The organism is Streptomyces minutiscleroticus (assembly GCF_014650875.1).
GTDB classification, from domain to species: Bacteria; Actinomycetota; Actinomycetes; order Streptomycetales; family Streptomycetaceae; genus Streptomyces; species Streptomyces minutiscleroticus.
Genome location: NZ_BMVU01000028.1, coordinates 91,551 through 112,219 on the forward strand (window position 1 = coordinate 91,551; position 20,669 = coordinate 112,219).

The 20,669-nt window shown below is 74.8% G+C and carries 16 protein-coding genes and 2 pseudogenes; 11 read left to right on the forward strand and 7 right to left on the reverse strand.

From position 1 onward, the window contains the following. Nucleotides 1-29 precede the first annotated feature (29 nt). Both IE271_RS24800 and IE271_RS44005 read right to left on the reverse strand, forming a co-directional pair. Nucleotides 30-1,055: an LLM class flavin-dependent oxidoreductase gene (locus IE271_RS24800; protein WP_373308827.1), complete on the reverse strand. Its 1,026-nt coding sequence runs from the start codon at nucleotides 1,053-1,055 to the stop codon at nucleotides 30-32. Between the two features lie 273 nt (nucleotides 1,056-1,328). Beyond that, a complete protein-coding gene (locus tag IE271_RS44005; RefSeq protein WP_373308828.1) occupies nucleotides 1,329-2,225 on the reverse strand; it encodes a hypothetical protein in 897 nt (298 codons plus the stop codon). An 882-nt stretch (nucleotides 2,226-3,107) separates the two neighbouring features. On the opposite strand from IE271_RS44005, the gene IE271_RS24810 reads away from it, so the two are divergent. Both IE271_RS24810 and IE271_RS24815 read left to right on the forward strand, forming a co-directional pair. Continuing rightward, the gene (locus IE271_RS24810; protein WP_190192636.1) at nucleotides 3,108-4,058 is read left to right on the forward strand and encodes an alpha/beta hydrolase; all 951 of its coding nucleotides are present in this window, start codon (nucleotides 3,108-3,110) and stop codon (nucleotides 4,056-4,058) included. 279 nt (nucleotides 4,059-4,337) lie between these two features. After that, entirely contained in the window at nucleotides 4,338-5,369 is a 1,032-nt protein-coding gene (locus IE271_RS24815; RefSeq protein WP_190192637.1) for a restriction endonuclease, read from the forward strand. A gap of 144 nt (nucleotides 5,370-5,513) precedes the next feature. Here the strand turns inward: IE271_RS24815 and IE271_RS24820 are convergent, their stop codons facing one another. Further along, entirely contained in the window at nucleotides 5,514-6,359 is an 846-nt protein-coding gene (locus IE271_RS24820; protein ID WP_190192638.1) for a LysR family transcriptional regulator substrate-binding protein, read from the reverse strand. Nucleotides 6,360-6,417: 58 nt separating this feature from the next. On the opposite strand from IE271_RS24820, the gene IE271_RS24825 reads away from it, so the two are divergent. From IE271_RS24825 to IE271_RS24840, 4 genes are all read left to right on the forward strand, one after another. Further along, the gene (locus IE271_RS24825; protein WP_190192639.1) at nucleotides 6,418-6,819 is read left to right on the forward strand and encodes a DUF5997 family protein; all 402 of its coding nucleotides are present in this window, start codon (nucleotides 6,418-6,420) and stop codon (nucleotides 6,817-6,819) included. 105 nt (nucleotides 6,820-6,924) lie between these two features. Next, on the forward strand, nucleotides 6,925-8,481 hold the full coding sequence (locus IE271_RS24830; RefSeq protein ID WP_190192640.1) for a helix-turn-helix domain-containing protein: 1,557 nt from the start codon (nucleotides 6,925-6,927) through the stop codon (nucleotides 8,479-8,481). A 657-nt stretch (nucleotides 8,482-9,138) separates the two neighbouring features. Continuing rightward, nucleotides 9,139-9,636 (forward strand): DUF5709 domain-containing protein, encoded by a 498-nt coding sequence (locus IE271_RS24835; protein WP_190192641.1) that lies wholly within the window; start codon nucleotides 9,139-9,141, stop codon nucleotides 9,634-9,636. Nucleotides 9,637-10,136: 500 nt separating this feature from the next. Next, nucleotides 10,137-12,695 carry an ATP-dependent Clp protease ATP-binding subunit gene (locus IE271_RS24840; protein WP_190192642.1) on the forward strand — a complete coding sequence of 853 codons (2,559 nt, stop codon included), beginning with the start codon at nucleotides 10,137-10,139 and terminating at the stop codon, nucleotides 12,693-12,695. A 206-nt stretch (nucleotides 12,696-12,901) separates the two neighbouring features. On the opposite strand, the gene IE271_RS24845 is transcribed toward IE271_RS24840, so the two are convergent. The 3 genes from IE271_RS24845 to IE271_RS24855 all read right to left on the reverse strand — a co-directional run bounded on the left by IE271_RS24845 (nucleotide 12,902) and on the right by IE271_RS24855 (nucleotide 15,329). Then, nucleotides 12,902-13,990, reverse strand: coding sequence for a glutamate--cysteine ligase 2 (locus tag IE271_RS24845; RefSeq protein WP_190192643.1), 1,089 nt, complete (start codon nucleotides 13,988-13,990; stop codon nucleotides 12,902-12,904). Nucleotides 13,991-14,147: 157 nt separating this feature from the next. Then, nucleotides 14,148-14,927, reverse strand: a complete 780-nt coding sequence (locus tag IE271_RS24850) for a DUF72 domain-containing protein (protein ID WP_190192644.1) — start codon at nucleotides 14,925-14,927, stop codon at nucleotides 14,148-14,150. A gap of 54 nt (nucleotides 14,928-14,981) precedes the next feature. Beyond that, on the reverse strand, nucleotides 14,982-15,329 hold the full coding sequence (locus tag IE271_RS24855; RefSeq protein ID WP_190192645.1) for a PRC-barrel domain-containing protein: 348 nt from the start codon (nucleotides 15,327-15,329) through the stop codon (nucleotides 14,982-14,984). Between the two features lie 350 nt (nucleotides 15,330-15,679). On the opposite strand from IE271_RS24855, the gene IE271_RS24860 reads away from it, so the two are divergent. The 4 genes and pseudogenes from IE271_RS24860 (at nucleotide 15,680) to IE271_RS24875 (ending at nucleotide 19,008) form a co-directional block, all read left to right on the forward strand. Beyond that, nucleotides 15,680-15,862 carry a DUF8839 family protein gene (locus tag IE271_RS24860; RefSeq protein WP_190192646.1) on the forward strand — a complete coding sequence of 61 codons (183 nt, stop codon included), beginning with the start codon at nucleotides 15,680-15,682 and terminating at the stop codon, nucleotides 15,860-15,862. Nucleotides 15,863-15,971: 109 nt separating this feature from the next. Next, nucleotides 15,972-16,184 (forward strand): annotated as a pseudogene (locus IE271_RS43620) (DUF5133 domain-containing protein); the annotation flags it as partial. Between the two features lie 540 nt (nucleotides 16,185-16,724). Further along, the gene (locus IE271_RS24870; protein ID WP_190192648.1) at nucleotides 16,725-17,234 is read left to right on the forward strand and encodes an NfeD C-terminal domain-containing protein; all 510 of its coding nucleotides are present in this window, start codon (nucleotides 16,725-16,727) and stop codon (nucleotides 17,232-17,234) included. Between the two features lie 235 nt (nucleotides 17,235-17,469). Beyond that, a complete protein-coding gene (locus tag IE271_RS24875; protein ID WP_190192649.1) occupies nucleotides 17,470-19,008 on the forward strand; it encodes an SPFH domain-containing protein in 1,539 nt (512 codons plus the stop codon). Between the two features lie 164 nt (nucleotides 19,009-19,172). On the opposite strand, the gene IE271_RS24880 is transcribed toward IE271_RS24875, so the two are convergent. Next, nucleotides 19,173-20,180: a DNA polymerase Y family protein gene (locus tag IE271_RS24880; protein WP_190192650.1), complete on the reverse strand. Its 1,008-nt coding sequence runs from the start codon at nucleotides 20,178-20,180 to the stop codon at nucleotides 19,173-19,175. A 216-nt stretch (nucleotides 20,181-20,396) separates the two neighbouring features. Between IE271_RS24880 and IE271_RS42265 the strand changes: the two are divergent. Then, nucleotides 20,397-20,669: pseudogene (locus tag IE271_RS42265) on the forward strand (hypothetical protein); the annotation flags it as partial.

The following is a 20,669-nucleotide window of genomic DNA, read 5'->3' on the forward strand; positions in this document are numbered from 1 at the left end:
GGGACCGGCGGGCCCGGCGGTCCGGCGCGTCAGCCGGTGGGCGCCTTCCAGCCGAGCGCGGGTCCGAGCCGCTCGGCGATGTCGGTGAGGATCTGCTCGTAGTCCTCGTGCCCGAAGGTGAAGGGCAGGGCGAACGCCACCTCCTCCACCTCGCGGAACGCCGCGTGGGCGCGGAGGCGTTCGGCGATCTCCTCACAGGGTCCGACGAGGTCCGGGGCGAACAGCATCCGGGCCGGCCCCTGCGGCTGCCGGGTGCGGGGCAGCCGGCTCGCGGCGTACTCCTCGTACCTGGCGCGCTGGGCGGCCGTGGCGGAGTCGGTGGGGATCACCACGAGCCCCTGGGAGACACGGGCGTCCTCCCCCTCGGGGTGGGCCGCGCGGAAGGCGCGGATGTGGGAGAGCTGGACGGCGGCGAAGTCCGCCGCCTGCCCGGGCTCCTCGGCCTTGACCACACTGCTGGTGAGGAAGTTCATGGCGTTCTCGCCGGCCCAGCGGGCCGAGCGCAGGCTGCCGCCGCCGTACCACATGCGGGCGCGCAGGCCCGGGGCGTGCGGCTGCACACGGTCCGAGTAGGTCTCGATGCCCTCCGTGCCGCGGAAGTCGGTGACGGGCCTGCCCTCGACGTGGTCGAGGAGCCGCCGCACCCGCTCGTAGCCGAAGTCCTCCGCGTCGGCGGTGTCCGGGTAGAGCGCGTCCTTGACCCGGTCGTAGTGCAGCGGCGGGCCGACGCTCACGCCGGGGTTGAGGCGGCCGCGGGACAGCACGTCGACGGTCGCCCAGTCCTCCGCCAGGCGCAGCGGGTTCTCCCAGCCCAGCGGGGTGACGGCGGTGCCCAGCTCGATGCGGCCGGTGCGCTGGGTGGCCGCCGCGAGGACCGCCACCGGCGAGGAGATGCCGTACTGCAGGTGGCGGTGGCGCAGCCAGGCGCTGTCGTAGCCGAGGCGCTCGCCCAGTTCGATCAGGCGCAGGGTGGACTCGTGCCCCCGGCCCGGATCGTCCTCGTCGAACAGCCCGATCGTGAGGAACCCCAGCTTCTTCAGCGGCCTGTCGCTCATCTCCACCCGGCTCCCACCGTCGTCCGCAGTCCGTGTACGCCCGTACAACATCCGTGTACGCCCGTACAACACATGACACGGTGGTGATTCTTCCTGCGGCCCGGGGCGGGCCGCCCCGTCCGCGGGCGGGCGGTACGGGTGCGGATGCGGACGCACCGGGACACGGAACACCGGGTGCGGGTACGTGTGCCGGGCGCGGGTGTGCTCGCCGGGACGCGGGACGTCGGGCGCGGCCGGTGGCGGCCGCGTCCCCGACCTCGACGGACCTTGCGCCTACTCGGCCTTGGCCCGGTACAGCCCGCGGCCGGTGCGCTGGATGCGGGAGGTGCCGACGAGCCGGTCGAGCGTGCTGCGGACGGCGTTGATGCTGCCCGCGTCGGTGTCACGGCCGAGCACCGCGGCGATGTCACGGGCCCGGACGTCGGTGTCGCCCAACGTGGCGAAGTGGTCGAGGATCTGCTCCGTCAACCGCCCGTACGTGCCCTGCTCCTTGGCCCCGGCCTGCTCCTGGGTCCGCGCGCGTCCCCTCGGCCGGGTCCGCCCCTCCGTGGCCTTCGACGGCGCGGAGGGCCTCTGCCGCACCTTCTTCCCGGCCTTCCCCTCGGCCTTCCCCTCGTTCGTCTTCCCGGCCGCCTTCCCCGTCGCCTTCGCGGCCTTCTTCTGCGCGGGCTTGGCCGCCGTCGCGCCCGCGGCTTCGCCCGCACCCTGCTGCACGGCCTGCTGCGCGGCCTTCTCTGCGGTCCCGCGGCGTCCGGCGCGCTGTGCGGCGCTCCCGCCCGCCGCCTGCTGGTCCGCCGCCGGTTCGGCGGTCCCCTCCCCGCCCGTCTCCTGCTTGCGCGTGGAGCGGCGGGAAGCGGGCTGCTGCGCGGACGGTGCGTCGCCGGCCTCCGTGTGCGGCACCTGGGCGGGGACCGGGACGGACGTCGGCGCCTGCTCCGGCGCGTCCGACGTGCCCGCCGTCACCGCCGCCGCCACCGACGCGGGCCCCGGCCCGACGGCGATGAGGCCCTGGAGTGCGTCGAGAGCCTTCCGCACGGAGCCGAGATGGGCCACGACGGCCGCCAACTCCCGCTCCAGCGACTGGCGTTGGGCTTCCAGGCGGTGCAGTTCCTCCTGGAGGCTCTCCGCGGTGACCTCGATGTTCTGCGCGGCCTGGGTCACGGGGCTCATGTTCCCTCTCATTTCCAGCCTTCCTGCCGCACCGTCGGTGCGCGGAGTTCGTCGCCCCCGAACACCCAGTGTTGTGTTCGGATGCGCGTCCGGCCCGGCGGACACAGCGGATCAGTACAGGTGGGATCGGTAAGAAAGCACTGCACGGCAGCGTTGCACACCCTTGTCGGTGCTGCACAGTGGGAAGCCGGTGCCGACCGTGGTGCCGTGAACTCGGTCCGTCCGTTCCTTTCTCGCGGCTTCGTGCGGTCCAACGCGCGGACGGCGCCGCCGTGACGGCCGCCACCTGCGTTTTCAGTCCTTCGGGGTCAAGCGTGCCAGGAAATCGTGGTGTTGTGCCGCCCGGGCCCGCCCACATGATGTGAGACGGTCCCGCAGGGCGCCCGGCACACACCGAGCGCCCCATGTCATGTCGTACACGCCTGGAGCCCCGCAGGCCATGGGAACCCCGCGGGCCATGGGGCGTCTCGCGCGTCGTGAAGGACCCCACGGACCGTGGGCGGGCCGCCGGTCCCGCCGAAGGCGTCGCGCGGCGAAGGCAGTTCATCACACCGTGTCAGGCGCCGGGACGGTCCGAGCGGCACGCGTCCCCGCGGCGCGCGTCCCCGCGGTGACCGGTCCGCCGGGCGGTACGAGCGGCGCGCGCCCCCGCGTCGACCGGCCTGCGGCACGGCGCGGACGCCGCAAAGCGGCCACCCCGTCCGTGCGCCTCCTCCCGCCCGGCGCCCCTTCCCCGCACCGCGGGCGCAGCTCGGCGACGGTCCGCCGGGCGCGCGGCCGCCCGGCGGACCGTGTCGGAGAAGGCTGTTCCGTGCCGCACGGCGGCGCGGTACGACAGCACCGACCGCACAAGGGGTGTGCGCACACACAAGGGATGCAGCCATGAGTGAACCGGTTCTGGAACCCGCCGCCCAGGAGATCGCGGACGCGACCTCGCACCCGCCCTTCCTGTACGAACTGGGCCCCGAGGGCGCCCGCAAGGTCCTGGACGACCTCCAGGCGGGACCGGTCGGGAAGCCCGACGTCGACGAGAAGTGGATCACCGTGCCCGCCGAGGCGGGCGACGTCCGGGTGCGCATCGTCAAACCCGTGGGCGCCGGCTCGCCGCTGCCCGTCGTCCTGTACGTGCACGGCGGCGGCTGGGTCCTCGGCAACGCGGGCACCCACGACCGCCTGGTGCGGGAGCTCGCCGTCGGCGCCGGGGCCGCGGTGGCGTTCGTCGAGTACGACCGCTCCCCCGAGGCCCGCTACCCGGTCGCCGTCGAGCAGGCCTACGCGACCGCGCGGTGGATCACCCGTGACGGCGCCGGGGAGGGCCTGGACGCCGCGCGGCTCGCCGTGGCCGGCGACTCGGTCGGCGGCAACATGGCCGCCGCGCTGGCCCTCATGGCCAAGCACCGCGGTGACGTGGCCTTCGTCCACCAGTCGCTGTACTACCCGGTCACCGACGCCGCCCAGGACACCGACAGCTACCGGCGCTTCGCCGACGGGCCGTACCTGACCGCCGCGGCCATGGCCTGGTTCTGGGACTCCTACACCACCGACGCCGGGCAGCGCGCCGAGATCACCGCGAGCCCGCTGCGCGCCACGCTCGACGACCTCGCCGGTCTGCCGCCGGCCTTCGTCGTCGTCGACGAGAACGACGTCCTGCGCGACGAGGGCGAGGCGTACGCCCGCAAGCTCACCGAGGCCGGCGTGCCCACCACCAGCATCCGCTACAACGGCACCCTCCACGACTTCATGATGCTCAACCCCCTCCGCGGCACCCGGGCCACGACGGCGGCCGTCGAACAGGCCGTCCACGTCCTGCGCGAGGCCCTGGGAACCGCCTGACACCGCACGGGCCGGTGCCGCGAAGACCCGTCCCGCACACCGGCTCCGCACCACGCCGGTCCGGTGCCGCACCCGGCCCCGTGCCGCACCGTCCCCGCGCCGCGTCGCACGTGACGCGGCGCGGGGTCGCGCGCCGCCCCGCCGTTTCCCGACACCGTTGTGACACCGTTGGTTTCACCCCCCGCTCAGGACCGCTCCCCTCCCCCCGGCACATCAGACTGCCGATCCTGGGAAGTCATCTGAGTGATCATCACACCGAGCCGCAGGGGGTCGACCACGATGACCGCACCACGCAGCCGCATACCGAGAGCCGGACGCGGGCGGTCCTTCGACCTCCGGTCGACGGCCCTGTTCTTCGGCCTCCTCGCCGTCGTCCTCGTCCTGCTGGGGTTCGCGGTCCGCACGGCCGCCGGCGTCTTCGAACGGCGGCCCGTGCTGGCGGCCGCCGTCTGCCTCGTCGGCGTGTCGGCCGTCTTCACGGTGCGGCGCGGCAGGCGGCGCTTCTCCGCGGCCCGGCTCGCGCGCAGGGCGGCCGCCGCGCTGGACGAGGCGACCGAGACGGCCGTGCACCAGCTGGACGTCACCCCCGCCCCGGCCGCCGCGGCCCCGGTCGCCGACGCGCTCGCCCACGTGCCCGGCGCGCCGGGCACGGTGAGGACACCGGACGCACCGGGCACGACGGGGGCCCCGGGCGCGACGGACCGGACCGTGCCCCTCACCCCGGCGGACCCCACGGCCGCGTACACCGCGCCCGCGGCGCCCGCCGGGGCACCGGACGCGGTGCCGGCCGACACGACCCGGACCGACCCGGCGACGGCCGGGACCACCGTCCCGCCGGACTCCGGGGCCGCCGAGGCCGGCGAAGCGGCCGAACCTCCGGTGTACGAGACCGTGGACACCGTCCTCGCCTACGACCTGCTGGACCCGGACGAGTTCGAGCGGGCGGTAGCCGGGCTGTGCGAGCGCGACGGGTGCGCGGACGTCGAGGTGGTCGGCGGCGCCGGCGACCTGGGCGCCGACGTGCTGGCGACCGCGCCGGACGGGCGGCGCACGGTCGTCCAGTGCAAGCGCTACGGCGACGGCAACAAGGTGGGTTCACAGGACCTGCAGCGCTTCGGCGGCACCTGTTTCACGGTGCACGAGGCCCATGTCGCCGCCGTCGTGACCACCAGCTACTTCACGGAGCCCGCCCTGGAGTACGCCGAGCGGTGCGGCATCCTCTGCTTCGACCGCGACGACCTGCGGGCCTGGAGCGACGGCACCGGCCCGGCGCCGTGGTCGCGGACCGCCTTCGGTGAACCGGCCGCCTGAGGCGGGCGCGGCCCCGCCCCCGGCCGGGGCCCGGCCCTCCTCCGTTCCCCCGGCCGGACTCCGGGCCTCTCCGCTCCCCGGCCGGGCACACGGTCCCTCCGCGAAGCCCTCGCTCCGTACGGTCCCCGTTCCCCAGAGCCCCCGCTACGACCGCCCGCGCGGCCGCCCCCGCCTGGCGCCACCGCCCTTGGGCGAGCCCTTGCCGCCGCCCTTGGAGCCGCCGGAGCCGCCGCGCGCGCTCCCGGCGGCCGGCTTGCCGCCGGTCCGCCTGCCACCGGCCGGCTTCGCGCCGCCGGACCTGCCGCCGGAGCCGCCCTGCTTCGGACGGGCACCACTCCGCTCCGGACGCTCGGCCCTCTTCGCCTTGTCCGCGGCCGCCGACCGCCCCCGCGTGCTGTTCACCGTGCGCCCGCGGACGATGCCGATGAAGTCGTCGACCGCGTCCGTGGTCGCGTCCTCCGGCCACGACAGGGCGACGCGCGACTGGGGGGCGTCCGTGACCGGGCGGTAGGTCAGGTCCTTGCGGTGGTGCAGCCGGGCGAGGGACTGCGGGACGACGAGCAGGCCGATGCCGGCCGCCACCAGCTCGATCGCGTCGGCCGTCGTGGCGGGGCGCTCGAACGCGGGCCGCCCCGGCGGGCGCTCCCAGCCGAGGGTGTCGTCGAGGGGGTGCAGCACGATGTCGTCGGCCAGGTCCCCGGTGGTCACCTCGTCGGCCGCCGCCACGAGGTGGTCCTTGGGGGCCACGACCACCGTCGTCTCGGTGTAGAGCGGGATCGCGCTGAGGTCGGTGCCGTCCACCGGCAGCCGCAGCAGGCCCGCGTCGGCGCCCCGGTCGCGCAGCACGCCCTGCGCCTCGGTGGACGGCACCTGCAGGAGCTCCAGCGGGACGTCGGGGAACCGTTCGTTCCAGACGCGCACCCATTTCCCGGGTGTCACTCCGGGCACGTAGGCGAGGCGGAACGTGGGGGAATCCTCCGAGGCTGTCACCCCGCCAGGTTACCGGCCGTGGTCGGCGGCCCCGTCCGCGCTCGTTACCCTGGACGGCATGACGTCGCACCAGACCACCCAGACGATGAAGCCCGCGACCGCGGCGAAGAAGCTGGGTGTGTACCTCGAGGCCACCCCCGCCGAGTTCCGGGAGGGTGTCGTCTCGCGCGCCGAGCTGAACGCTCTGCAGACCGATCCGCCGCAGTGGCTGCGGGAGCTGCGGCGCGACGGCCCGCACCCCCGCCCGGTGGTGGCGGCCAAGCTCGGTGTGTCCATCTCGGGTCTGGCGCGCGGCGGAGTGACCGAGCCGCTCACCACGGAGCAGATCGAGGCGCTGAAGGCGGAGCGTCCCGAGTGGCTGGAGCGCGAGCGCGCCACCCAGGCGGAGGTGCGCAAGGAGGCGGCCCGCATCAAGAAGAGGGACGCGGAGCGCGGCGAGCGGGCCGACGCGCAGGCGTGACCCCGGGCCCGGTCCTCCCGTACGCGCAGCGGGGGCCGGGCCCGCGACGGAGCGGCCGCGGTGAGGGACCACCGGGGCAGGGAAAGGCCAGGGTGACCGCACCAGATGAGACGAGTGTCGACCGGTTCCGGCAGTGACGTACGGCCGCCGTACGCGGACGCAGGGCGGCGCCCGGGCGTGCGTCCGGCCCCCGACCCCCCCGGCCCCTGGCCGCGGGAGCTGCTCGCCCATCTGCGCCCGGCGTCGCGGGACGTGCGCCGGGTGGTCGCCTGGCTGGGCTCCGCCCTCGGCGGCGGCGCCTCGCTGCGCGACGGCGACGGCGGCCTCGTCGCGGGCCCGGACCTGCCCGGCCACGAGGAACTGGCGTCCGACATCGCCTCGGGCCGCATCGCCTCGGCCTCCGTGGAGCACGGGGGCCGCTCGGTGCGCCTGGTCGCGGTGGGCCGCCCGCCGTCCCCCCGGGTGCTGATCGTCTGGCGCTCCGAGCCCTTCGACCAGCGGGCGGGCGAGATCCTCGCCCACACGGCCTGGGTGCTGGAGATGCTGCTGCAGGAGCACGAGATGGCGCGGGAGACCCGGCGCCTGCGGCGGGCGACCGCCGACCTCAGGCTGGCGATCCTGCAGCTGCTGATGGTGGAGGACACGGTCTCCGCGCGCCGCGTCGCCGCCGGGCTCTGGCCGGGGCTGCTCGACACCGACGGCGCCTGCGTCTACATCCTGGAGGGGCCGCCCGGCCACCGCGACGTGCTCGCCGAGCAGTGCGTGGAGCTGACGACGGGGCGCGCGCTGGTGGTGCGCTGCCCGGCCGAGGACAACCACGTGATCACCGTGACGCCGGCCGGGGAGCACGACGAGGCGGCCCGCGCCGCGCTGCGGACCGTGGTCGCCGGGCAGCCGGGAGCCTTCCTGGGCGGCAGCGTCCGGCACGACCTCGCCCGGGTCGCCACGGCCTACGGCCAGGCGGCCAGCGCGCTGGCCGTCGCCCGCTTCCACCCGGACCGGGCCGCGACGTACTCCGAGCGCACCCGTCCGGAGCGGCTGATGGACCCGGTCCTGGTCCGGCGCTGGGCCGCGCACGTCCTGCTCCCCCTGGACGCGCTGCCGCCCCACACGTACGCCGAGCTGCTGTCGACCACGCAGCTGGCGCTGGAGTTCACCGCCGTGAAGACCGCCAAGGTCATGGGTGTGAGCCGCAACACCGTCCGGGCGCGGGTGGACCGCATGGCCGAGCTCCTGTCGGCGGACCTGTCCGACCTGCGGGCCCGGACCGCGGTCCGGCTCGCCCTGAACACCCAGGCGTACAGCCCCGACCGGATCGGCCGCCCCGCGGACGACGCCGCCGCGGCCGGTCCGCCCGTGGGCTTCGCCGAGCTGCTGGCCGGTACCGAGCTGCGGGCCTGGGCGCACGACCTGCTCGACCGGCTCGCCGCCGACGCCCGGGACCTGCGCGCGACGCTGTGCGCGTGGGTCGCCTGCGGGGTCAACGCCGAGCAGGCCGGCCGGCGCCTCGGGCTGCACGCGCAGACCGTCCGCGAGCACGTCCGCAGCGGTGAGCAGCTGCTGGAGCGGCGGCTGTCGGCCGGGGGCGGCGATCTGCACGACGTCGTCCTGGCCCTGATGGTGGCCGGTGACCTGGCCGTACCCGGGTTCAAAGGGGTCTGAGCCGGTCACATCGGACGCGACTGTGCACAGGTGAGCCTCACCTGTGCCCGGGTTGGGCACGGACGCGGTACCCAATGGCCGGAACGAACACGTAGTTTCGGTGCGTCCCCGGCCCGTACAGGCGGAGTCGCACCGGCAGGTCGCGTCTTCCGCACCGGGCGCGGCCGGAAGCGGACCGGACGGCCCCGCGGCTTCGGCGAGCCGTCCGCCCCTCCGCCTCCCCGGCCGGGACACCGGGCGAGAGCCGGCACCGCCGGTCCGCCCGAGGAGCCCGTGCGCGCGGGACGGGCGGCCGGAACAGGGGACCGGCCGCCCCCCGCGCCACGCCTCGCTCCCTCCGTCCTCCGACGCGCCTCCCCCGCCGTGCGGCACGCTGCTTCCGCCACGCCCGCCCGGTACCGCGCACGCCGCGCCCGCCCTCCCGCCTCCTCCCGTTCCCGCCGCGGCCGCCCCCATGCCCGCCGGCCGTCCGCGCCATCGCGCCCGGCCGTGCCAACCGGTGCTCCGCACCCGCCGTGACGTGCGAAGACGGGGGCCGCGGAGGTGACCGCGGCGTTTGGCGCGGTACATCCCGGGCACTGCGATACACCGGTGCGGCTCGTGCGCGACGACGGGCCCGCCGTACGACATCCGAGGCCATCGAAGTGCGAGGTACTCATGAGTGACGACCCCATGGCGGACGACGCCTACCAGCCCACGGGAGACAACGAGCAGCAGGAGGACGCCTCCCCGCTGGACCTCCAGGACGCGCTCGACGAGCCCACCTACGACGAGCAGCTCGACATGGGGTACTCGCCGCCCGAGAAGCCGCTGGGCGTCACCAAGTACGGCACCACGGCGGCCGAGCAGCACGAGGGCGAGACCCTCGACCAGCGGCTGCGCCAGGAGGAGCCCGAGCCGCCGCTCGTGCCGGAGGGCAACGGCATCGGCGACCTGCCCGGCGGCGAGGGCGAGCCGATCGACCCGGAGGCCGGGGAGGAGCGCGCCGGGCGGCTGAAGGCCCCCGACGAGGGCGCCCACCCGGACCGGGTCAAGGAGGCGATCGCCGAGGACGAGGGCATCGACGGCGGCGCGGCGAGCGCCGAGGAGGCCGCGGTGCACGTCGTGGACGACGACCGGCTCCCCCCGGTCGGCGGCCCGGACGACCGGTTCTGACCTCACGGCCCGGACGGCCGGGGCCCGGACGATCGGAGCCCGGACGGAGCCCGGACGGCCGGAGCCGGCCTCACGGCGCGTCCGGCGCCCCGCCGCCCCGGCGAGTCGCCGTCCGGGCACGCCACCGCCCGCCCGCTCCGGGCCTCGCCCGGGCGGCGCGGGCGGCCTGCGGGAGCGGACGGCGCAGACGGGTGGCGCGGGGCGCCCGCGCCCTCCGGACGGCGCCGCGGGACGGACGGGAGCCGCCGTCCGCCCCCGCGGGCCGTCCGGAGACTGCCCGGAGGCCGTCCGGAGACTGTCCGCAGGCCGTCCGCAGGCCGTCCGGTGAGCGTGCGCGGAGTGCGTACGGATCTTCGGGCCATGCGGTGGACGACCGGGGCATCCGCGTATAAACCCTCCCCTGTCGGGCACGCGTAATGGGCACCTATGTCTAGCGAAACAGTGCGTTCCAGTCGGCCGCCGGCGCCGCCCGGTCGGCCGGGGCGTCGGAATGGACGGTCATGAGCAGCGGTTTCACAGGATCCGAGGGCTTCGGGAAGGACCCCTTCGGGGATCTCATCGCCCGGTTCCTCGGCAGCGGCCGACGGCAGATAGACATCAGCAGGCTCATGAGCGGGCCCGCCCGGCAGCTGGTCGCGGCCGCCGCCTCCTACGCCGCGGAGCACCACAGGAGCGACCTCGACACCGAGCACCTGCTGCGGGCCGCGCTGACCATGGAGCAGACCCGCGAGCTGGTCTCCCGGGCGGGCGTCGACCCCGACCAGATCGCCGCCGAGATCGACCGGCACTCGGGCGAGTCCGACCCCTCGACGGCCACCCAGTCGCTGTCGGTGACCCCGGCCGTCAAGCGGGCCCTGCTGGAGGCGCACGAGGTGGCCCGGGCCATGGGCGCCGGGTACATCGGCCCCGAGCACATCGTCATGGCCATGGCCGCCAATCCGGACTCGGCCGCCGGGCACATCCTCAACGCGGCCCGGTTCGATCCGGGCGCCGCGCCGCAGTCCGGCGCCCCGGGCGGCGGCGCGCACGGGCACGGGCACGGGCCCGAGCAGCGCCAGCCCGGCCGGCCGCAGTCCGGCGGGAGCGGCACACCGAACCTGGACCGGTTCGGACGGGACCTGACCGCGCTGGCCCAGGAGGGCCGCGTGGACCCGGTGATCGGCCGCGAGGAGGAGATCGAGCAGACCGTCGAGGTGCTGTCGCGGCGGGGCAAGAACAACCCCGTGCTCATCGGCGACGCGGGCGTCGGCAAGACCGCGATCGTCGAGGGCCTGGCGCAGCGGATCGCCGACGGCGACGTGCCGGAGACGCTGTGCAACCGTCGCGTCGTCTCGCTCGACCTGTCGGGCGTCGTGGCGGGCACCCGCTTCCGGGGCGACTTCGAGGAGCGCCTCAACGGCATCATCGAGGAGGTCCGCGCACACTCCGACGAGCTGGTCGTGTTCATCGACGAGCTGCACACCGTGGTCGGGGCCGGCGGCGGTTCCGAGGGCGGCTCGATGGACGCGGGCAACATGCTCAAGCCCGCGCTGGCCCGCGGCGAGCTGCATGTCATCGGCGCCACCACGCTGGAGGAGTACCGGCGTCACATCGAGAAGGACGCGGCGCTGGCCCGGCGCTTCCAGCCGATCCTCGTGGCCGAGCCGACGCCGTCCGACGCGGTGGAGATCCTGCGCGGCCTGAGCGACCGCTACGAGGCGCACCACCAGGTCCGCTACGCCGACGAGGCGCTGCTGGCCGCCGTGGAGCTGTCCGACCGCTACCTCACCGACCGCTACCTGCCCGACAAGGCCATCGACCTGATGGACCAGGCGGGCGCGCGGGTGCGGCTGCGCGCCCGGACCAAGGGCACGGACGTACGGGCGCTGGAGCGCGAGGCGGAGCGGCTCACCCGCGACAAGGACCAGGCGGTGGCCGCCGAGCAGTACGAGCGGGCCACCGAGCTGCGGGACCGGATCAACGAGCTCACCCGGCGGATCGAGGCCGCCCAGGAGGACCGTGCGCCGGGCGACGGGCACATCGTCGAGGTCACGGCCGAGGACATCGCCGAGATCGTGTCCCGGCAGACCGGCATCCCCGTCAGCAGCCTGACCCAGGAGGAGCGGGAGCGCCTGCTCGGCCTGGAGGAGCACCTGCACCGGCGGGTCGTCGGACAGGACGAGGCCGTCACCGCGGTGGCCGAGGCGGTGCTGCGCTCGCGCGCCGGGCTGTCCAGCCCCGACCGCCCGATCGGCAGCTTCCTCTTCCTCGGGCCGACCGGCGTCGGCAAGACGGAGCTGGCCAGGGCGCTCGCGGAGTCCCTGTTCGGCAGCGAGGACCGCATGGTGCGCCTGGACATGAGCGAGTTCCAGGAGCGGCACACCGTCAGCCGGCTCGTCGGCGCCCCGCCCGGCTACGTGGGCCACGAGGAGGCCGGCCAGCTCACCGAGGCGGTCCGGCGCCACCCGTACAGCCTGCTGCTGCTCGACGAGGTGGAGAAGGCCCACCCGGACGTGTTCAACGTCCTGCTGCAGGTGCTGGACGACGGCCGGCTCACCGACTCCCAGGGGCGGACGGTGAACTTCACCAACACCGTCATCGTGATGACCAGCAACCTCGGCTCCGAGGCGATCACCGGGCGCGGCGCGTCGCTGGGCTTCCGGGCGGGCGGCTCCGAGGCCGACGAGGAGGCGCGGCGCGAGCAGGTGCTGCGGCCGCTGCGCCAGCACTTCCGGCCGGAGTTCCTCAACCGCATCGACGAGATCGTCATCTTCCGCCGGCTCTCCGAGGAGCAGCTGGACCGGGTCACCGACCTGATGCTGGAGGAGACGCGGCGCCGGCTGCACGCCCAGGACATCACCGTCGAGTTCACCTCCGAGGCCGTGGACTGGCTGGCCCGGCGCGGCTACCAGCCCGAGTACGGGGCCCGTCCGCTGCGCCGCACCATCCAGCGCGAGGTGGACAACCCGCTGTCGAAGATGCTGCTCGACGGCGGCATCGGCGCCGGCAGCCGGATCCGGGTCGACGTGGAGGACGGCAAGCTGGCCTTCCACACCACCGTGGGCGCGTCGGCGTCCTGACCCCGGCCCCCGTCGACGGTGGGGCCGCACCCGGCCTGGTGCGGCCCCACCGTCCGCCGTACGCGTGGTCCCGCCGCCGTCCGCGCGGCGCCACCGTCACATGTCCGGACCCGCTGTCGCACCGCCCGCACGGGACCCACTGCCGCGCCGTCGCGCGCGGGACCCGCTGTCACACCGTCCCGCGCGGGTCCCGCCGTCGCGCGGTGTCAGCCCTGGGTGCGGCGCACGCACTCCGTCACGACGGCGCCCAGGCTGCCGGTGCGCTCCAGCAGCTCGCGCTGCGCCCGGGCGCCGTTGCCGTGCCGCAGCAGCTCGGCGGCCGTCTTCTGCGCCCGGTCCAGGTCGCCGGTGTCGGTGAGCGCGTCCCCGACGTGGTCCAGGAGCGCGTGGACGACCTCCTCGGCGGGCCGCGGCTCCATGGTGAGCGGGTGCAGCAGGTCGCCCTCCAGACCCGAGCGGGCCGCGCGCCACGAGGCGAGGCGCAGCAGTCCCACGTTGTGGTCCACCGGCTCCCGCCCCGCGCGCCACTCGCGGGCCGCCGTCTCGACGAGACCGCGGACCAGGGTGGCGACGAGCACGGTGGTCGACGCGTCCAGGCAGACGTCGGAGACCCGGATCTCGACGGTGGGATAGCGCGCGGCGATCCGGGCGTCGAAGTAGACCATCCCCTCGTCCAGGACCGTGCCCGTGGCGACCATGTCGGCGACCCGGCGGTGGTACGCCTCGGGCGTGCCGAAGAGGTCGGTGGGGCCCGACATCGGCCAGCGCCCCCAGACCCGGCTGCGGTAGCTGCTGTACTGGCTGTCCTTGCCCTGCCAGAACGGGGAGTTGCCGCTCAGCGCGGTCAGCACGGACAGCCAGGGCCGGATGCGGTCCAGGACCGCGACCCCCTCCTCGTCCGAGTCGACCGCCACGTGCACGTGGCAGCCGCACGTGAGCTGCTCCTGCGCGGAGAGCCCGAACTCCCGGGCCATCCACTGGTACCTGCTGTTCATGCCGATGGCGGGACTGGTGGGCAGCGGCGAGGTGGCCAGCGCCACCACGGCGGCCCCGATGTCCCCGGCGAGCCGTCCCGCCTCGTTCCGGCAGCGGACGATCTCCGCGCCGAGTTCCGTCATGTCGGCCTGCGGGTGCGTGGCGAATTCCAGCTGCTGGTCCTGCAGCTCCTTCTCCAGGTTCTCCTCGCCCGTGCCGTCCTGGGCGGCCCGGGCGAGGACCGCGGCGGACAGCGCGCGCGGCTCCCCGGTCACGGGATCGACCAGGAGGAGTTCTTCTTCCACTCCGACAGTGCGCACGTGTCGCTGCCTCTCTACTACGGATCGTGCCTGGTGGGTCGCGTGAGGGCGACCACCGTACGCAGTCGGATGCCCTGTTCGGCGGAGTTCAAGTACGCGGGTCCCGCCGTATCGCGACGCGGCCGAGGATGGCCCGAAAGAGCGGGTGCCGACCGGGTCACCGGGGCGCGCCCGGCGGCAGCCGCAGGGGCGTACGGGTCACCGCCGCGCCGGCGGCCCGGGCGGCTCGGGCGAGGACGACGGCGTCGCGGACGGCGGCACCGCCGGGGTCGTTGTTGAGGTAGGCGAAGACGTCCTCGGTCCCCGCCCAGGTCTGCGTCAGCCGCCGCGCCCAGCCCTTCAGGGCCTGCCGGCCGTAGTGGGGCCACGGGCGGGCGCGGCCGGAGTGCAGCCGCAGATAGCCCCAGTCCGCGGTGCGCCACAGGGGCGTGACGGGCCGGGAGCCGGCGTCGGCCCAGCACAGGGCGGCCCCGCGGTCCTCCAGGACGGTGCGCACCGCGGGCGTCCACCAGGAGTCGTGGCGCGGTTCGACGGCCACCCGCGTACCGGCGGGGAAGCAGGCCAGGCACCGGTCGAGGAGCCCGGGGTCGGCCCGCAGGGTGGGCGGCAGCTGGAGCAGCACGGGCCCGAGGCGGTCCCCCAGGCCCGCCGCGTGGTCCATCAGCCGCCCCACGGGCTCCTCCGGGTCGCGGAGCCGCTTGATGTGGGTGAGGAACCGGCTGGCCTTCACGGCGCAGACGAACCCCTCGGGGGTCCGCTCGCGCCACGCGGTGAAGGTCTCCCTGCTCGGCAGCCGGTAGAAGGCGTTGTTGCTCTCGACGGTCGCGAACGACTCGGCGTACTTTTCCAGCCAGAGGCGCTGCGGCACTTCCTCGGGGTAGAGCACCCCGCGCCAGTCCTTGTACTGCCACCCCGAGGTGCCGACGAACAGGGTCATGTCCTCATCGAAACACGGTTCGGCGCGCCGTGCGGGGGCCGGCGTCCGGCCGGCTCAGTGGCCGGACCCGTAGTGGCCGCCGAGCTGGTCGCGGTAGCGCGGGTCGCCGAGGTGCTTGTCCTCGTCGAACTCCGGCGACATCTCGATCTCCTCCTTGGTCCGGGAGACCAGGATCCGCCGCTGCCCGTGGTCCACGTCGGTGATCGTCCCCGCGGGCAGCATGACCTTCCTGCCGAAGATCCACATCCCGGTGTCGACCACGATGTACTGCGATCCGACCACGTCGGAGTGTTTGTCCACCTTCCCGACGTGCCCGTCCGTCGCCTCCACCCGATAACCCGTCAGATCGTCGTCCGGGGTGTGGCCGCTGGTCGGGGCGTAGGCCCACAGGTTGTCCTCCACGCCTGCTCCTCCACGTGTCCGAAGGTGGCCCGCACGGTGGGTTCCCGCCACCGCGGGAGGGCGGCGGGACCGGCGCACCGAGGGGGACCGGTGCCGCCGGGACGGTGTGTTCCGGCGGCGTTCGACGGCGTCCGGCTACCCGGGGAGGAGGAGGTCAATCGGCGCGGCGGGCCCGGCGCGGCCGGACCGAAACGTTCCGCGCGAACGCCTTAGAGGATGACAAGTACAGTCCGCAAGTACAGACGGCGGTTTGGCTGATATTGGGCGGTCTGTTGTGTCATGGGCAGGGCATCAGAGAGATACGCACATGATCGGTACAGCGGGACACGAACAGGCGGAGGTGCCCAGCCGTGAGCGAAGAGTCGATTCTGAAGTCGGTGCCCGCAGGCGGACCTTACGGCAGCTGGCCTGCGGAGCAGTACGCGGCACAGCGGCGGGCGATGGGCGAGGACGTGAGGGTCGTGATGGACCTGGAGCGGGACGCCTTCCTCGTCGTGCGGCACTCCTCCGAGGAGGAGAGGGCGGCCGCCTGAGCCCTCCCGGGGTGCGGCCTGATTCTTTCCGGTGTGCGATTGCGACATCCGGGCACATGGATCTCGTCCGCCCGCGCAGCGGGTACGGAGAGCAAGGAGGGATTCTGCCGTGCTGATGGCCCACCCCGCGGTCCTGTCGGATCTGATCAAGCAGTACGAGGCGCTGACGGCACTCAACGCCCAGGACGGCGACGAGACCGCGCGTCAGCGTCTCGAGGACGTGACGTACACCCTGTGTGTGGCCACCGGCACCCGGGACATCGACAGCGCGCTGGTCGCCGCGCGTCATCGGCTCCCGGGCGCCCGCCCGCACGACGACTCCCAGGTTCCCTCCCCCGCCGCCGGGGTCCCGGCGCAGGCGTCCGCCGAAGCGGTGCCGGCCGTACCCGTCACCGAGGTCGCGGAGACGGCAGCCGTCGGTGTCGGCCACGCGGAGGCCACCACGGGCGACGTCACCCCGGCGGCCTGACCGCTTTTCACCGAAGCCCCGTGCCGGGGCCGGGACCCGTGTCCCGGCCCCGGCACTTAGCGTTTCCGGCCCCGGCATTTCATGTTCTCGGGCCCGGCACTTAGCGTTTCCGGCCCCGGCATTTCATGTTCTCGGGCCCGGCACCTCGCGGTGCCGGGCCCGAGAACATGATCCCAAGCCCATGCCCTCCCCTGCCGGAAGGCGGCAGCGAGCACGGGCGGCGCGCGCCCCGGACGAGCGGTGGACGAGGGCCCCAGCGGCGGCACGGCGCGCGAGCACGGCATGGAAGACACCGTGAACACTGCCGGAACACGGCAATGAACCACTCCGTCCCTCCATGTGAGCATCTCGTCAACGCCGGAGATCAGCGAGGGGCGGGAGGGGGAGGCACACATGGCCTGGTTTCTGGGAATCGGCATCACGGGGGTCGTGCTGCTCGCTCTCTCGCTGGTCTTCGACGGGGTGCTGGACGGCGTGCTCGACGGAGCCTCCGGCGGTCTCCTCGACGGGTGGCTGTCGCTGCCGGTCGTCGCCGGGTTCCTGGCGATGACCGGCTTCGGCGGGGCGATCGTCCAGGGGACCACGGGGGCCGGCACCGCGGTGGCCGCCGGGGCCGGGGCCGGCGCCGGGCTGGCCACCGCCTGGCTCACCTACCGCTTCGGCCGCGCCCTGGTGCGGGACCGGTCGGCACCCGTCCCCACCGGCGCCGACCTGGTGGGAACGGCGGGCAGCGTGGTGACCGCGATCCCCGCGGACGGCTTCGGCGAGGTGCTGCTGCGCCTCGCGGGCCAGCCCGTGAAGTACGCCGCCCGCAGCGCCGTCCCGGTGGCCCGGGGCACCGAGGTGTGGGTCGAGGCCGCGACCTCCGCCACCTCCGTCCTGGTCCGCCCGGTGGAGCGCTAGCCCGCACCGCCGTCGGGCCGCAAGTCCCTCGGACCGTCGGGCCGCAGGTCCACCAGGCCGAAGGGCCGCAGGTCCATCGGGCCGCAGGTCCACTGGACCTCAAGTCCACCGGGTCGTCGGGGCGGGTGCGCCGGCTTTCGTCCGTCGCCGCCGAGCACCGATCCCCTCTCGTCCCGAGCCCTCACGGGCTCCTCCTCCACCCTCTTGTGGGTACTACGTGTCTGGGGGCACCGCCATGAATCCTGTCGTCGTCGCCGTCGCGGGGGTCGTCGTACTCCTCGTCCTGCTGGCTCTCGTCGTGATCACCCGCTACAAGGTGGCGGGGCCGAGCGAGGCGTTCATCATCACCGGACGGCGTGGCAAGAAGGCCACGGACCCGGAGACCGGGCGGGTGTTCACGGACAACAGCGGACAGAAGGTCGTGGTCGGCGGCGGCGTGTTCGTCGTGCCGTTCGTGCAGCAGCGGTTCACCCTCGACCTGTCCTCGCGGCACATCCCGGTGGCCGTGCGCGGCGCGGTCACCCTGCGCGGGGTGAAGGCCAACCTCGAAGGCGTCGCGATCGTGAAGGTCGGCGGCACCGAGGACTCCATCCGCGCCGCGGCCCAGCGGTTCCTGATGCAACAGAACGGCATCGTCGGCTTCACGCAGGAGGTGCTGTCCGGCGCGCTGCGCGCCATCGTCGGCCGGATGTCGGTGGAGGACATCATCCGCGACCGCGCCGCGTTCGCGGGCCAGGTCGCCGAGGAGGCCGAGGCGAGCCTGTCCGGGCAGGGCCTGGTGCTCGACGCCTTCCAGATCCAGGACATCACCACCGAGGGCTCGTACCTGGAGGACCTCGGCCGGCCCGAGGCCGCCCGCGCCCGGCAGGAGGCCGACATCGCGGAGGCCGTGGCCCGGCGCGCCGCCGAGCAGGCCCGGCTGAAGGCCGAGGAGGAGATCGCGATCGCCCAGCGGACGTTCGCGCTCAAGCAGGCCGAGATCAAGACGGAGACGGACGCGGCGGCCGCCCGGGCCGACGCCGCCGGACCGCTGGCCGAGGCCGCCCGCCGCCAGGAGATCCTCGCCGAGCAGGAGAAGGTCGCCGCGCGCCAGGCCGCACTGAAGGACCGTCAGCTCGACACCGAGGTGCGCAAGCCCGCCGACGCCCAGCGGTACGCGGCCGAGCAGGAGGCCGAGGCCAGGCGGGTGGCCCGGGTCAAGCAGGCCGAGGCCGAGCGGCTCGCGGACATCGCGGCGGCGCAGGCGGAGGCCGAGCGGGCGCGGCTGACCGGTGAGGGCGAGAAGCAGCGGCGTTCGGCGCTGGCCGAGGCCGAGGCGCTGGAGGGTCTGAAGCAGGGTGAGGCCGAGCGGGCGCGGCGCGCGGCGGTCGCGGAGGCGGTGCGCCTCGAGGGCGACGCGGAGGCGTCCGCGATCGCGGCGAAGGGCGCTGCCGAGGCGGACGCGATGCGGCAGAAGGCGGAGGCGTTCGCGCGGTACGGCGACGCGGCCGTGCTGCAGATGCTCATCGAGGTGCTGCCGCAGGTCGTCGCCAAGGCGTCCGAGCCGCTGAGCGCGGTCGAGAAGATGACCGTGATCTCCACCGACGGGGCGGGCCGCATCCCGCGCGCCGTCGCCGACAACGTCGCCCAGGGCCTGGAGCTGCTCGGCTCCACCACGGGCATCGACCTGGCCCAGCTGCTGAAGGGCATCACCGAGCGCGGTACGGCGCCGGCGTCCGCGCCGGCCGGGGACGGTCCGGCCCGCCTGAACGGCAGGGTCGAGGTCGGGGACTGAGCCGGACGCGGACTCGCGCGGAGCGCTCACGGGCCCCCGCCGACGCTGCGGCTCGGCGGGGGTCCCGGCCGGATCAGGACAGGCCGGATCGGGACGGGCCGGTCGGACCGGCTCAAGCCGGGCAGGATCAGGTACGGGGCGTCCCGGACCCGATCCGGCCCGGTCTAGGACGCCTTGGCCAGCAGTGCCGCCGGACCGATGGCGCCGGGGCCGAACCTCTCCCGTATGCGGTCGCCGACCCGCTCGGCCGCCAGGCGGGACTCCCGGCCCCGGTCGAGGCTGAGCTGCCGGGTGACCCGGTCGGCGGCGACGAGGTCCTCGGCCCTGAGCGCGATGCCCGTGAGCCGGCCGCGCTGGAGGCCGGCGGCGTCCATCAGCCGGTAGGCCAGGGCGCGCAGGTCGTCGTCGTGGGCGGAGGGCTCCGGCAGCCGCCGGGTCCGCTCCCAGCCGGTGCCGCCCGCGAGGCGCAGCGTCAGCGTGAGCCCGCGGGCCGCCTGCCCCCGCCGGCGCAACTGGTGGCCGAGGCGGACCACCAGGTCGAGCAGGGCGCCGCGGACCGCCGCGCCGTCGAGGGTGTGCCGGGCGAAGGTACGGCTCACGCCCGCCGAGGCGGGCAGGGCGCGCGGCGTGACGGGGCGCGGGTCGACGCCGCGGGCCCGGTCCGCGGCCAGCCGCCCCGCCCGGCCGCCGAGGACGCGCTGCACCGTGGCCGGCGGGACGGCGGCGAGCAGGCCGACACTGTGCACGCCGTACTCGCGCAGGGCACGGGCCTGGCGCGACCCGATGCCGTGGAGCGCCTCGACGGGCAGCGGTCCCAGCCAGTCGGCGGCCTCGTCGGGCGCGACGGCCAGGACGCCGCCCGGCTCGTCCACCTGCCCCGAGGCCGTGGCCGCCACCGTGATCGTCGGCCCGATGCCGACACGGACGTCCACGCCCAGCCGGGAGATCGCCCGTACCCGCAGGATCTCCCCCAGGTGCCGGGCGCCGACGCCGTGGTACGGCAGGGCGCCCGTCAGGTCCACCAGCGCCGCGGCCGGCGGGAGCGCCTGCACGACCGGTGAGAGCTCGGCCAGCAGCTCCAGCACCTGACGGTACGTCTCCTCGCCCGGCCGCTCCGGGCAGCGCACGTGCATCACGCTCACCCGCTCCGACGTCGTCCGCCGCGGTTCCATGCCGTCACCCCTCTCCCCGCCACCTTATCGAACAAGAATTCGAACACGCGAGAGGGAAACGCCCGCGCCCGTGTGACGTTCAGCGACAGTTGGCCCCCGTGCCCGCGCGGGACACGGGGATGAGTCCCGCTCGGGGCTCGGACAGCCGTTTATCCTTCGGCCGCCTCTGGCAACGTGGCCGTATCGCCTGTCCGGCCAGGATGGTCCGACGCGACGGTGAGCGGCAGTCCGCGCACCTTGCCTGCGGGGCTCAACGCCAGGACCAGCCAGGAGGCGGCCATCGGTACCGTCATCACCCGCATTGCGGGACGAACACCAATGGCCGAGCCCAGAAGGCCGCCCAGTGCAGACCGCCGGCCCGCGACGAGTAGGCTGATCGTTCGTCATCGGACCGGGGAGGTCGGCGTGGACTATGGCGACAAGCTCTTCTGGCTCTCGGTTGTGATCCAACGCAAGTACGCGCAGATCTGCGCCGGGTTCGACCTGACC

Coding starts and splice junctions, on each gene's coding strand:
- IE271_RS24800 (WP_373308827.1), bottom strand. CDS start 1,055: ATGAGCGACAGGCCGCTGAAGAAGCTGGGGTTCCTCACGATCGGGCTG.
- IE271_RS44005 (WP_373308828.1), bottom strand. CDS start 2,225: ATGAGCCCCGTGACCCAGGCCGCGCAGAACATCGAGGTCACCGCGGAG.
- IE271_RS24810 (WP_190192636.1), top strand. CDS start 3,108: ATGAGTGAACCGGTTCTGGAACCCGCCGCCCAGGAGATCGCGGACGCG.
- IE271_RS24815 (WP_190192637.1), top strand. CDS start 4,338: ATGACCGCACCACGCAGCCGCATACCGAGAGCCGGACGCGGGCGGTCC.
- IE271_RS24825 (WP_190192639.1), top strand. CDS start 6,418: ATGACGTCGCACCAGACCACCCAGACGATGAAGCCCGCGACCGCGGCG.
- IE271_RS24830 (WP_190192640.1), top strand. CDS start 6,925: ATGAGACGAGTGTCGACCGGTTCCGGCAGTGACGTACGGCCGCCGTAC.
- IE271_RS24835 (WP_190192641.1), top strand. CDS start 9,139: ATGAGTGACGACCCCATGGCGGACGACGCCTACCAGCCCACGGGAGAC.
- IE271_RS24840 (WP_190192642.1), top strand. CDS start 10,137: ATGAGCAGCGGTTTCACAGGATCCGAGGGCTTCGGGAAGGACCCCTTC.
- IE271_RS24850 (WP_190192644.1), bottom strand. CDS start 14,927: ATGACCCTGTTCGTCGGCACCTCGGGGTGGCAGTACAAGGACTGGCGC.
- IE271_RS24870 (WP_190192648.1), top strand. CDS start 16,725: ATGGCCTGGTTTCTGGGAATCGGCATCACGGGGGTCGTGCTGCTCGCT.
- IE271_RS24875 (WP_190192649.1), top strand. CDS start 17,470: ATGAATCCTGTCGTCGTCGCCGTCGCGGGGGTCGTCGTACTCCTCGTC.
- IE271_RS24880 (WP_190192650.1), bottom strand. CDS start 20,180: ATGGAACCGCGGCGGACGACGTCGGAGCGGGTGAGCGTGATGCACGTG.